The 13,410-nt window shown below is 50.4% G+C and carries 10 protein-coding genes; 2 read left to right on the top strand and 8 right to left on the bottom strand.

Annotated features, from left to right (window positions below; all coding sequences use genetic code 11):
- Positions 1-81 precede the first annotated feature (81 nt).
- From VIS48_10980 to VIS48_10960, 5 genes are all read right to left on the bottom strand, one after another.
- Positions 82-1,419 carry a glycosyltransferase family 9 protein gene (locus tag VIS48_10980; GenBank protein HEY9166672.1) on the bottom strand — a complete coding sequence of 446 codons (1,338 nt, stop codon included), beginning with the start codon at positions 1,417-1,419 and terminating at the stop codon, positions 82-84.
- Complete coding sequence (locus tag VIS48_10975; protein HEY9166671.1) at positions 1,412-2,305, bottom strand: DUF3108 domain-containing protein; 894 nt, start codon at positions 2,303-2,305, stop codon at positions 1,412-1,414. Before VIS48_10975 ends, VIS48_10980 begins: the two co-directional genes overlap by 8 nt.
- Before the next feature lie 291 nt (positions 2,306-2,596).
- Positions 2,597-3,664: a NapC/NirT family cytochrome c gene (locus VIS48_10970; protein ID HEY9166670.1), complete on the bottom strand. Its 1,068-nt coding sequence runs from the start codon at positions 3,662-3,664 to the stop codon at positions 2,597-2,599.
- A gap of 36 nt (positions 3,665-3,700) precedes the next feature.
- Positions 3,701-5,356, bottom strand: coding sequence for a GMC family oxidoreductase (locus VIS48_10965; protein ID HEY9166669.1), 1,656 nt, complete (start codon positions 5,354-5,356; stop codon positions 3,701-3,703).
- A gap of 3 nt (positions 5,357-5,359) precedes the next feature.
- Positions 5,360-5,938: a gluconate 2-dehydrogenase subunit 3 family protein gene (locus VIS48_10960; GenBank protein ID HEY9166668.1), complete on the bottom strand. Its 579-nt coding sequence runs from the start codon at positions 5,936-5,938 to the stop codon at positions 5,360-5,362.
- A 610-nt stretch (positions 5,939-6,548) separates the two neighbouring features.
- Between VIS48_10960 and VIS48_10955 the strand changes: the two genes are divergently transcribed.
- Together VIS48_10955 and VIS48_10950 are read left to right on the top strand one after the other, a co-directional pair.
- Positions 6,549-7,976 (top strand): hypothetical protein, encoded by a 1,428-nt coding sequence (locus VIS48_10955; protein ID HEY9166667.1) that lies wholly within the window; start codon positions 6,549-6,551, stop codon positions 7,974-7,976.
- A 226-nt stretch (positions 7,977-8,202) separates the two neighbouring features.
- A complete protein-coding gene (locus VIS48_10950; protein ID HEY9166666.1) occupies positions 8,203-10,590 on the top strand; it encodes a cytochrome c-type biogenesis CcmF C-terminal domain-containing protein in 2,388 nt (795 codons plus the stop codon).
- 106 nt (positions 10,591-10,696) lie between these two features.
- Here VIS48_10950 and VIS48_10945 read toward each other — a convergent pair whose 3' ends face one another.
- From VIS48_10945 to VIS48_10935, 3 genes are read right to left on the bottom strand one after another with little or no spacing between them, the layout of a single operon-like run.
- A complete protein-coding gene (locus VIS48_10945) occupies positions 10,697-11,536 on the bottom strand; it encodes an FAD/NAD(P)-binding protein (protein ID HEY9166665.1) in 840 nt (279 codons plus the stop codon).
- Between the two features lie 8 nt (positions 11,537-11,544).
- Complete coding sequence (locus VIS48_10940) at positions 11,545-12,576, bottom strand: 4Fe-4S dicluster domain-containing protein (GenBank protein ID HEY9166664.1); 1,032 nt, start codon at positions 12,574-12,576, stop codon at positions 11,545-11,547.
- Positions 12,573-13,385, bottom strand: a complete 813-nt coding sequence (locus VIS48_10935; protein ID HEY9166663.1) for a hypothetical protein — start codon at positions 13,383-13,385, stop codon at positions 12,573-12,575. The genes VIS48_10940 and VIS48_10935 overlap by 4 nt, the downstream gene beginning before the upstream one ends.
- Positions 13,386-13,410: the final 25 nt, after the last annotated feature.

Below are 13,410 nucleotides of genomic sequence, written 5' to 3'. Positions count from 1 at the left end.
TCTATCTTCGCCACCATCCGAGTAGATCGATCGAGAGTGACCATCCAAGAAATCGACTTTGGAAATTGCCACTCTGCGGAGCTAGGTACGATTTTCCATTTCGATGTTCCGAGGCATGCGGTCGCGTTCCCATTCGTGAGTCAGGGAGTTCTCAATATCGTCGACGATCGAGTCCACGTCTACAAATTCGAAACAACGAGTCGTCCGGCAGGTCTTTGCGTTTTTGTTGATGCATGTGATATTTCTGCAAGGACTAGTGGCGACATACGTGCGGGAATCAGCGTGCTGATTAGAAGGAAAGTAACCCGGGTGGTAACTATCGTACGCGTACGTCTTCGCCGGTGTCGCACCAAAAATAGAATATACAGCCGTCCTGTTCCTGAGGGGGGCACCGATCATATCCGAACGTCTTCTCGCGGCAGCGATGTGCATCGGACCCGAGTCGCCACAGATATATACATCACTGAAATCGATGAGCGCCGAAAACTCTTCAAGTGAAATATTCGACTTGAGCGAGATGACTCCTTTCCTTTCCTCGAGTGAAAGAGATTCCATTATCATTTTCCCAAGTTGTCCGTCACCGAATCCAGACCCGAGTAGTATCGGACATTTGAGTCTCAGGAGTCTTTTGATTATCTGAACCACTATATCGTGCGGAATCCTCGTGAATCGTGTCGACGCGTCAGGATTTAACATTATTATTTTGTCATTCCCGCCGATGCCGACCTTCCGGAGGTACTTGCGTGCGTCGTCCATCGAGCTTTCTGGAATTGTCGCCGTCAGACCCTTGAATTCCATCTTTCTTTTTTGAGGAGCAATTCCGCCTAAAAGAAGGTGGATATACCGATGAAGTTGATAAACGACGTGACTCATTTCGAGCGGCTTCCTCATCGCATTAACAAGTACAGCCGCGAACGAGTCGAATGGAACGACATTCCTTGTTGACAAGGAAAAATCTTTGGTTCCGAAGTACGGACATAGGCTGAGGAGAAAATCATACTTGCCGCGAGTGGCAATCTTCGCGAGGGCAGCGAGATCGTTTGCCGAAGGAATCGGCGTTCCGGCAAAGACAGGGAGCACGTTGTTTATCTCTGGATTCCCTCCGACAATTCGTTCGGCTTTCTTGCTGATCGCAAGATCCATCTGCGAATCAGGAAAGTAATCCCGCAGACCGGACACTGCCGCCTGCGAAAACAACGCATCACCGATGTTCAGGTCCGACACTATCAGGATCTTCTCGAAGCGCTGAATCCTGCCAACGATCCGCCTCGCTCCATCCAATTTCATTTTCGACAACATGTCGCTTCCAGCAACTGGCAGGAGAGTCATATCGAGAAATTTCGATCCTGCACGCGGGAAAGCATCGGTGATGGAACTCGCTGTCCTGAAGAGGCGAGAGACCAATTCGATCCTATTCATTTCCCGCCTGCCTTGGTGGTATCCCACCGGCACGTTTCACTTCCTTTAGTTGTACCACTACCTTGCCGAGGAACACTTTCACGTCAGCGCGCAAAGGAAGCGCGGTAGAGTCTGCAGCCATCCATCCGACAAAGTCTCCTGTTATCCCGAAGGTGCCGATAAAATTAATGTGACCCGACAGCCTGTATGAATCCACAGGATAACCGAACGCGGCGACGGTGCACGGCTCTCTCTTTTCGTCAATAACCAGTTTCACCGAGGATCGTACTGTATCATCTATAATGGGAATATCGAGAGCGGTCTGTCTTCCTTCAGCTCGCAGGCACATGTTTCGTAAATAATAAATGAAGCTGACACCATTCGTATAATTTGTTTCAAGGGGCAACTCCACTTCCCTTATGAACTTGCCATCCCTCGTTTGGTCCCAAATGATAATCCCGTGATCCGGTTGGAACCTCGTCGTTGTGTAAACCCAGCTTTGTCCATCCTTTTGACTTCGCGAGTTGTACAGGCAATAGAGAGTGTTCTCATCGGCATACGTGTCGTATACGGAATGGAAGTCTACAAATGGGAACCCGCTGTAGGAGTCAATGTAAGCTCGAAGTCTGTACGAAGGGAGGCTATCGTATTTTGTTTTTCCCAGAACCTGAAATCGCACCGAACCGACTTTGAATACGAGATAACTTGCCTCGAAAGTCATGTCCTCATCTATTTGAACCGCAGGATTCGAGCCTGCCGGGGACCAGCCGTTCTCGCCCAATGTCGTAGACGTAATCCGGAAGAATGCGTACGCGTAAACAGATCTCAATACGAGAGCCAAAATAATGAGCACAAGTAATCCCAGGATGGATTTGACGACAATATCTCTTCTGACGCCTCGCCTCACCAGAGTCGCTCACATATCTCATCCAAAAATCGGAACAATCCAGAATTATGGAAGATTCTAAGAATCACAGAAAAAAACAGCATGCATATTTGACCGTATAAATAGTGGAACAGTTTGATATCACAATAAAATCCCCTCAGTATCAAACAAGTGCGATTGTGAATCTTGAGTCTATAAAGAACCCGTTCTTGTGCGATTGCTTATCGATATTTCAATAAAAAGACGCATGATCGTGTCACCGTCCAGACGCAACTACGAGAATTCGTCTGACGGGGTAACGCCTTCTGAAGCTCAGGACACTTTCTTCTTTGGAATTCCCTTTGCGTGGCAGTCCTTACACGCTACAAAATGGATATTGTGCCGGCTACCTCTATCGGCATACGTCGTATTCATAGTTTTGACATCCAGACCGCAGTTCGATATCGCCGGGTGACAGTGCACGCAACTCTGTCGCGCTTCGTTGCTGTGTACGTCATGGCACGCCTCGCAGGGAAGTCCCTCATGAACTCCCCGTAGAGTCCTGTCGTCGCTTGTGCCGGCGACGTGGAACGAGTTTGGCGAATGACACTGTGTGCACAATCGTTGGACAGGATCGCCCGAGACTTTTACAGTTCTACCGCCAGCCTTGAGCTGCACCGGCGGCAATTCATTCAGGTCCAGGTGAATTTTCTCATAGCGGTCGTAGAATAGAACATCCAGGGAATCAACTTTAGTCTCGTAGAAAATTCTTTGAGGATTGGAATAGTCCGGAGGCTGAGACGGTGTCCCCGTTCGGTGCATCTGATGACAGGAGAGGCAAGGGATTGCGGGCCGCTCTGCCTCAACCACGTCTTTCAACCTCCAGGGACCTTTGACACTCAACGGCGTAACCAAACTCTGAATTGTGCCGTCATAGTACATTCCATGGCATCTTAAGCAATCGGGGTTCAACTGCTCGGTTGAGTTATGATTCTCATTGAGAAAGATCGCCGCATAAGTCGCCGAGTGTCCGCTTGATGTCCAGCCTGAATACTCCGCGGCGTGGCATCGGCGACAGTTGTCTATCATTTCCACAACCTGAGTCTCATTCATCTTTATTTCCCGTAAGTCAGAACCATTGAAATGCCTGACGACCATTTGAATCTTTTCAGATACGCTGTGGATCCCGTTTGTGAATGCCGTACCATGACAGTCTCTGCAGCTCAAAGCCCTGTGACCGCTGTGAGCCCATGACGAAGACGAGCTCTCAATCTCATGACACGATGCGCAAGTTACCTGAGGAGGAGCCGTATCCCAAAAAACGTTGAATCCGATGAAGAGAAGCAAGAGCGAGCCGACTGGAATTGTTATCCGCTTGAGTACTCTTCGAGCAAAACTCATTCGAATTCCCTTTTCATGCTCCCGTTGATGCATTGTCTACGCAAAATGGTTTCCCGCATTCCATTCTTTTGTGATATACTCGCCGACCCAGAATCCAAGTGCCATTATCGTGAGCGCAGGGTTGAAGCCGCCGTTATTCACGTGGAGGCTTGCGTCTGCGACGAAGACATTCGGAGTTTCATGCACTCGTCCATGCCTGTCAGTGACTGAAGTTCGAGGATCATCACCCATACGACATGTGCCGGCCTGGTGCTGGCCGCCGCTCAAACCCTTCCCTCCGACAGCCTGCCACGTGTAAGAGGCGCCCGCCTCTTTTAGGATCCGCTCCGCCTGCGCTGAAAGGAACTCGCAGCCATCGACGTCTTTCGTGTGACGATGGCCGGAGAGACGGACAACGGGTATTCCCCAGGAATCCTTCACCGAGGGATCGACCTGGACGCGGGAATCGAACATGGGCATTTCCTGGATTGGCCCGACAACTTGTATGTTACGCCGGAAATATTTCCGCTGAAATTCTTTGTGAGCTTTTCCCCACGTGGGTGCGCCCGGCGGTCGAATCGCCGTGAAGTAGTATGGAAGCCTTGTGAACTCGTTTGCAAGAATACCTCCACCCACGATTCCCTTATTATGATGGCTGAAATCGCTTATCGCGATCGAAGCGCCCGGCCCCACGTCATCATATATGTCATTTTCAAACAGTCCGAACGCGCCTGTGTAAGCGTGCCCCTGCAAATTCCTGCCGACCCAATCGAACCGATTCCCGATTCCGGAGGGGTAAGATTTCGATTTGGAATTGAGAAGAAGTCTGGGAGTTTCAGTTGCCGATGCGGAAACAACCACGATATCCGCACTCTGCTCATGCCTCCGCATTTCGCCGTCAAAATACACTATACCTGTTGCTCTCCCCGATTCGTTAACGGGCACTTCGCTCACAACACAATTCGTCCTCAGCTCGCAATTCCCTGTCGATATAGCCGCAGGGATTACGGTATTATGGGTCCCTGATTTAGCATTCAACGGACAGGCAAATCCGCAGCACGACCGTCTTCTGACGCAAGCCGGGCGCTGATTGTACGGGATGGAGTTCCTCAGCATGGGAATCGGAAAAGGATGCAGCCCCATTCGCTTCATCGTGGAATCAAGAAGCTTGGCTTCCTTGTTGTATACGAACGGCGGCATGGGATACGGCTTCTTCCTTGGAGCGGCAAAAGGATTCAGTGTTGCATCACCGGCGACTCCAATTTCCCATTCGGCTCTTTCGTAACAGTGTTCAAGATCGTCGTAGCTGAGCGGCCAATCGTCCAGCGTCGATCCTGCGATACTGCCGTAAGTCGATCTCATTCGGAAATCTTCAGGCATGAACCGCCATGCCATCGCGCCGTAGCTTACAGTTCCCGATCCGACACATGCAGCGACGTTATTATAGTCGTTTTCACTGGGAAGGACGATCTCATCCGTGCCATCATCACGCACAACCACCCTGCGATACCTTTCGTCGTCCGGACCAAAAGCGTTCCCGAGAACCGTGGTACGTTGGGAAACAAGTTCATCGGTGTCATGAGCATCGTACGACGTCCAATCACCGCGTTCAAGTAGGATCACGGACAATCCGCCCTCGCTCAGCTCCTTTGCCACCACACCGCCTCCGGCTCCCGCGCCGATGACGACCGCGTTCACATGCTTCTCACTCACCGGTCAGATTCCATGGCGGTTTTCTCCGACAGTCTGAAGCGGATCAAGGTCGATCATCCTGTAGCTTACGAAATTCTTGTTGCCGCCATGACGCGGACTCCCGTAATATCCCTGAAGACAATGCGACCTCATGAGCTCAAAGAAATATTTTGACGACACACTCTTCCAGGTTTCTTCAGTCAGACTACCCGCCTCCATATCCGACAGAAATTTCGTTTGAGTGTCCCAGGCTAGTTCCCCGAAACTTTTCTTGTACGCGGTCAAACACGAGTTCTCAATTGCTGCGAGGCCGCGGCGATAATCCTGCTGGAAGCGGCGGTACGGGCCTGCAAGCTGGATGTCAATAAAGTTCGCAACACCCGCGTCGCGTCCACCGGGCCAATCATCCGTGGGAATTATCTGTTCCGCGATTTCCTCGACAAGTCGGTATTCATCTTGTGAGAGGAAACTTCTGCCTGAACGCGCCGGTCCGGAACAACCCTCGATGAAGCCGATACCCCCTCCGGCCAGCGCAATGGTCCCCGCACCTAGCGCGGCGATCTTCACAAACTCCCTGCGCGACAACTTGCTTTTATGGTCCATTGTTACCTGTCTCCCGGTTTCCCTGCGGCTCTTGCCGTTTCTTTCGGCGCGAGACACAAATTAAACCGAACGTAAAACAGAACGAGAATAAAAAACCTCGGCCTCAGCCTTCGAAAGGTTAACACTCCCGCGGCGCAATATCAATAAGTAACCACAACCGAAGTCACGGCATGTTTCGATTGCGATTTGGATGTGGGGACACCGGCAAAGCTTTAGAAGATCCATCTTTTTCATTCGCACTGTCTCAACCGTAAAATCAATAATCAATCCGGTCGACATTTGGCGAACCTGTCGTTCTGCATTTGTCTCAATAAACCTACAGATTTTTTCTCTTATAGATGATATGATCTGCACGCCGAGGTAAAGCAGGACTACTTCAAATGAGGTTGGAGCAGCGTCGACATCAAAAAATCGTTCATCCGGGAGGTGGCCCAATCGACTCGTTGAACAATCCGGAGCCCTCCGAGAACACAGGACAGCTACCCCTATCCAGATATTGGTTTATTAATCAATTTTATTGTCTACTTACTTTTGCAATTCGATTTCTGTTTTCCTATTGTTTATCGGGTAGTAGTTATACGTTGAACGTGACGGGCGAAGTCAACCACTCATGAGTGCAAAATATCTTTCGTCAGGATCATGTGCGGGACCGGTAATCGGCAAGATTCCCGTGAATGTCGGCGACAAAGCTTATGCGCTGGTTGAAGGTGAGGAAAAGATGACATCAAATATTATGACGGCAGGAGACGAGAAAGACACGAGTATGGTGCGCACGGAGATTGAGAGCAAACCGGTCGCAGTGTCAAGTAATCGTTCACGCTTGCCTGAATCGAGATTATACGGTGGAGTGACCGTGAATTCGTCATCCAACTTTTCGAATTACACGAATGTCCCCGACTTGCAGAGGTGGAATTATTCGCTCAATCTCAACGCGGACCATATCAACGGCTCACAATTTTTTTTCACGGATTATATGAATTATTCCTACCTCGGAAATGAGTGGAGCCAGGTAACATCTAATCCTCTTTCAAACCTGAGGGTCTACGATCTCGCGCTGTCGTACAAGTCGGACGACATTAATCTCTGGGCGGGTCGATACATCAACAACAATGTTGCCGGAGTCGGGCCGATCGACGGGTTCCAGGGAGAAATGCGGCTCGGAAGCTTCACAGCAGGAGCGGTGGCCGGTTCGAGGCCGGATTTCTACAATCTCAGTTTCAATCCGAGATACCCGCAGATCGGCGGATACGTTTCTCGCCTCGATTCGATGGTAAACGGATTAATGGTGAATACGATCGGGGTCTTCCAACAGTTCAACGAATTGCGAACCGATCGACGATTCGTTTACTTCCAGCATAACAGCAGCCCCACAAGAATCCTGAACATTTATATCACCGGGCAGGTGGACATATTTCGTCTCAACAAAAAAGTTGTGACGAACGATTTCTCGCTGACAAATCTATACGCGTCCGCTCAGATCGCCCCAATTAATCTATTCGCAGTCAACCTATCTTACAGCGGTCAGAGAAATATTATTTATTATCAGACATTCGGAACGACCCTCGACAGCATACTGGAAAGCGTGAACCAGTTAAGGCACACCGTGAGACTCGATTTGAACATCAGGCCTTTCTCTTCGACGTTCGTACTGCTGGGGACCGGCTACAGTTTTCAACAGGGCGATATAGATCCGACAAGAGACGTGCAAGTGACTCTGACTCAGTCGGAAATACCGTACTTGCAAATCACCGGTACATTGACCTACAGCAGGATCATCAGCAATTTCCTGAATGGCTCAGTGTACGGCATTACGCTGACGAAGTATGTCTCCTTCAACTCATCCACAATCGCTGTGGGATTTTCGAGAGTCAATTATGGATTTGGAAACGGCGCCGGCCATCTCGTCCAAAACCAGCCCAACGCAAGCCTCACCACGAGACTTCCCGGGAATTTATTTATGAATTTATATTACCAGGGTACCTTCAACGGTGCGACCAGTTACGGCTCCCTCATGGGTGGGATTAACGCTCGTTTCTGACGAAATGAAGGTGTATTGTCATCGTTTGAATCTTTTTCAACAGTGAATAGAAGTCGCATCCGAAGCATCAATGGGATAAGATCGGAGACGAAAAGAGTTACGATCGTGACAGGAACAGATAAATTCACATTATTGTTGGTTCTACCGTGTGCGGTTCCACATATTTACTTGTAACTGGCACTGATGGAATCGTGTGAGGGCCAGGGATAACCAAGAGGAGAAATAGATGTTGGGTCAAGTCTTGATCATAGCCGCATTCGGAGGGATGTTGACGGCGACGTTTGGATACGTTTATTCTTTTCTGAAGAATGACGAACGGTATCTGAAGGCGGCAAGAATCGGTTTTCATGTCGGAGCGGTCTCGGTAATCCTTACGGCTGGCTATTTCATGAATCTCCTTCTCACACACCAGTTCCAGTACACTTACGTCTGGAGTTACAGTTCATACGAGCTTCATTCCCCTCTTCTCATCTCCACTTTTTATGTGGGCCAGGAAGGGAGCTTCATGCTATGGACAATGTACACTTGCATCATCGGGTTGATCCTCATGACGTACGCGCGCAAGCATCACTACGAAGCGTCGGTGATGGGAGTTTATTCCGCGATCGCGACTTTCCTGATATTGCTCGCAATTGTGAAGAGCCCGTTCGAATATGTCTGGCAGACATGGCCTTCGAATGTCCAGTCCGGTTTCATGCCCGACAATGGCAGGGGACTCAACCCGCTCCTCGAAAACCTGTGGATAGTAATTCATCCTCCGATTCTTTTTCTCGGGTTCGCGTCCACTGCCGTGCCGTTCGCAAATGCGATCTCTGCATTACTTCGAAGGGAGTACGACGGGTGGATAAAGATCGCTGTACCATGGACGCTCTTCACGTCGGCGATACTCGGGTTCGGGATCACGCTCGGAGGATTTTGGGCCTATGAGACCCTCGGCTGGGGAGGATTCTGGGGATGGGATCCTGTAGAAAATTCATCTTTCATCCCATGGCTATTCGCGGTGGCGTCAGTACACACACTACTGGTGCAGCGCCGCACGGGCGGCTTCAAACGCGCGAACCTGATCATGGGGATGATGCCCTTTTTGCTCGTACTATACAGCACGTTCCTCACGCGGAGCGGAGTACTTGGTGACACATCAGTTCATAGTTTTGAAAAACCTGGAATGTGGGTTTACATTTACCTCGTGCTTCTTATCGCATTTTTCTGTGTGCTCGGCTTCGGGTTGTTCTTCAAGCGGGTGAAGGAAATACCGCACCTTAAGATACGTTACTCCTACACCTCGAGGGAATTCGCCCTGTTCCTAGGTGCCGCGGCCCTCGCAGTCGTCGCATCGTTCACGCTCCTGGGCACGAGCGCGCCGCTGCTGTCGAACATTATCCAGGGCAAACCGAGCGCAATAGACACGAGCTATTACGTCAAGACGAATTTGCCACTCGCGATATTCATGGCAGCGATGATCGGGTTGGGACAACTCTTTTGGTGGAAGAAATCCAATTCGCAGACTTTGCTCAAGACGATAAGAATGCCGGCCACGGCCGCCGTACTGTTGACTGCAATCGTAGTTTTCGCCGGAATGCATGACATACCTATAGCATTGTTTTTCCTGTGCAGCGCCTTTGCCCTTTTTGTAAATCTGGAAATCGCATACAAGATTGCGAAAGGAAACCCGAAGTTTCTCGGCGCGTCTCTGGCCCATGTCGGGATAGCGGTATTGTTTATCGGAATAATCGCGTCCACCCGCTACGATGAGAAGGTGACGCTGTCGCTTCCGAGGAATCAGTCTGTGGACGCTTTCGGTTATAAGCTTACATACATCGGTACTTCGCAGGCAGGCGGCGAGAAGACTGCATACGACGTCGTTGTAGGAAACGGAACGAGTTCTTTCGACGCCCCTCTCATCATGTACGCCAGCTCATATAACGACGGGGCAGTCATGCGGAACCCGTACATTTTCAGTCTTGTGAACTATGACGCGTTCACTCATCCGTCACTTCTGGCGTTCATCGGCAAGAACATGCTCACGCGCGACCTGTACCTTTCTCCTCAAAACATTGAAGAAGGAAGCGAAGGCTCCTCAGGGATGCAAACGTCGGAGGGAGGAATCACTGTACCACTGACGATGAATGTTCCTTCGACTGTCGGGAAATACACTCTCACATTCAGAGGATTTAACGTAGCAGACAATCAGAAGCAGGCAATGATGAACGGGCAGGCATTTGAGTTGAGTTCCACTGTCGACCTGGTATCGAGAGACGGCTTGAAGCAGACGCTGACTCTAACGAACGAGATCAACCCGGCAGGTGAAAACCGTCAGAACACAATTACGACCAGGTCCGGAGATCAATTCACAGTTGCACAAATCCACGTTGACGATAAAACAAAGCAGGCAGGTATATTGTTGAGTTATCTTCCGGTGAAAAATTCCCAGGACGCGGCTCTTCTTTCAAATAATTCCGCTGCGTCGCCAAATGCCGGGACCGAGACACTGATAATAGAAGCGAGCATCAAGCCTTTCATCAACCTCGTTTGGGGCGGCGTGATCATAATGGTGATCGGTTTCATCGTTACATGGAAACGAAGACGAGAAGAATTGGCAAAGGTAGTTGGCTGAGCGATCAGCAGGACGCTTGCCTCGCTCTTCTAGATATCATGAGACCATTGCGGACAGATCACTCCCGAAACGACATTAGTGCGGGAACAATCTCACGAGATGAGAACTAATACTCGGCAGGGAGACGCTGTAACTGAGAGTATGTAAAGACAGGCCCGTCCTTGCACACATACGCGGGGCCAACATTGCAGCGACCGCATTTCCCTATCCCGCACTTCATCTTGTTCTCAAGAGTAGTGAAGATATTGTCCGGTGAGAAGCCGGATTTTTCGAGAACCGGAAACGCGAGCTTAATCATTATCGGGGGACCACAGACAATTGCCGTAGTGTTGTCGCCCGTAGGTGCCAATTGTTCCAGTACGGTGGGGACGAATCCGACTTTCCCTTTCCAGTCTGAAGTCTCTCCTCCCGGATCAACCGTTGTAACTAATTTCATGTCGGACCGGTTGCTCCATTCCTGAAGCTCGTGCTTATAGACGAGATCAGAAACGGTACGGGCGCCGTAGAGGACGGTAATATCCTTGAACCAGTCGCGCAGATCGAGCGCGTTCCAGATGACGCATCGCATCGGGGGAAGTGCAATCCCGCCGGCGACAAAGAGGAGGTTCTTTCCTTTCCACTTTTCGAGGGGAAAAATATTTCCATACGGTCCGCGAAATCCGATCATGTCTCCCTCTTCACTCCTTGCCAGTGCGGACGTCACCCGACCGGTCTGGCGGAACGTGCATTCGATGTAATCCTTGCGAGTTGGAGGAGAAGCAATACAAAACGTCGATTCGCCTTCGCCGAAAATCGAATACTCACCGAACTGGCCCGCACGGAACTCAAAATTTTTCCTGGCGCTGTCGTCGATGAAATTGAGACGGAACGTCTTCACGCCGGGAGCTTCATCAGTGATCTTCTCAATTCGCATCAAGTATGGATTGTAGTTATTGCCGATGCTCATTCCAAGTGTCACGACACCTCGATCTTTTCGACTATTTCCTTGAGCTGTTCTTTTAGGTTCATATCTGCCGGACAAGCCCGCGAGCACCTGCCGCAGCCGACACATCCGGCGGTTCCGTAATCCTCCGGCCAGTATGAAAATTTATGCATCACCCGCTGACGCCACCGTGCCGATTGAGTCGGACGCGGATTGTGCCCCGATGTGTGAAGCGTGAAATTCGCGAACCCACACGAATCCCAGCATCGCAGGCGGACGCCGTTTTTATAATTTCCCTCGTCCTGGATGTCAAAACATGAACAGACCGGACAAACGTAAGCGCATGTGCCGCACCCGATGCACCTCAATGCCGCATCGTTCCATAATGGATGGCTGAACGCTTTTGAAAGACGCCTGGTTACTTCGCCTGTGGAGAAATTGTTTTCGACTTTCGCCAGAAACTTCTCTTTTTCAATTGTCTCACTGTCCGTGAAGAGACCGCCGTGAGCATTATGTAGCGCGTTCCCTTTCTCAGTTAAGATCTCCGCGTAATACGAATTATCACCGACCGGTGTTAAGAGTATATCGCTCCCCGAGGTATCGCCCGGTGATGTCTTCGCCGAAGTACAAAAACAGTATTCATCTGAATTCACACAGCTCATACTGATGATAGTCAGATTTCCTCTTCTCCGCTTGACGAACGTGTCGGGCGTGTCACGTTCGAAAAAGTCGGCAAGCAGCTTCATAGCAACAGCGTCACAGGGCCGGCTGCCGAAAAGGACCAATTCAGTCCCGTCAATCTCGACGGCGTGATCAACAATCTTGACCTCGCCGTTCACCTTCTCGTAAGAAATGAGCCTCTCGACTCTCGGGAAAAGGACAGCTTTCGGTGACTCAGTAGTCTGCACATAATCGAAGGTGATCGATTCGACGTCTTCTACTTTCTTAAAAAAGGTCTTATGCTTCACTTCTTGGGGCCCATATAGAATCCTGCCGTCAGACCGGACGGCTTCGAGGAACTTCAGGAGATTTTCGTGAGTGATATTCTTTTGAATGGTATTCATTTAATAAAATCTTCCGCGTCTTCCACTTTGAACGTTGCCATGGGCGCCTGCGAGTCGCATCGCAAGCCCGGCCTGTACCCGAAGTTTTGCTTCACGATGTTCGCCGCCTCCGTCGTCATCAGGCCGACACGTATCCCGACCGGACACGCGGCGCTGCACGAGCCGCACTCAACGCACCTTCCCGCAAGGTGCATTGCACGGTTGATGTGCCACTCAAAGTTCCCTAATGCGTGGGACGCGACGCAGACCCATTGCGGCTGGTTGTCGTCAGTGATGCACTTCTCGCAATAGCACAGGGGGCACGCCGCGCGACAGGCGTAGCATTTTATACAACGTGATAATTCATCGTTCCAATAATTAAACCGCCCCTGCGTGTCCAAATCTGAAATGGTTTTTATCTCCTTGCCCACCGACTCAGGGACAACCAGCTGATGACCCAGCGCGTATGCCTCGAGCCCGGAGTTGTCCTTAAGTTCAACAATCGAGTCGTTGTCAAAAGCGAGAGTAACGAGATCGGCGGACTTGATCTGGTTCTCGGAAATCAATTGTATGATAGTCATGACGACGGCAGGTGCGGCAGTTACGGCAGGGATTCCAAGCTTCCTGATTTCCGGTTTGAGAAGGTAGACCGCAAGGTTTTGCCTGCATCTTTCATCCCACACCAGGGATGATATGTGCGATGTATCTCGTACGAAGACAGGTCTTACGCGTCCGGCGCTTCCCTCGCCATAGCCGATAACGACGCCCACTTTTCCTGACCCGAGGAGATCCCCTGCCTTCTTCTGAAGTACCTCCGTCTGTGGATTCATTCGCACTCTTTCATGGATTAACTGT

The organism is Candidatus Kryptoniota bacterium (assembly GCA_036567965.1).
In the GTDB taxonomy this organism is placed as follows: domain Bacteria; phylum Bacteroidota; class Ignavibacteria; order Kryptoniales; family JAKASW01; genus JAKASW01.
This window is presented reverse-complemented; position numbering and strand designations above follow the sequence as displayed.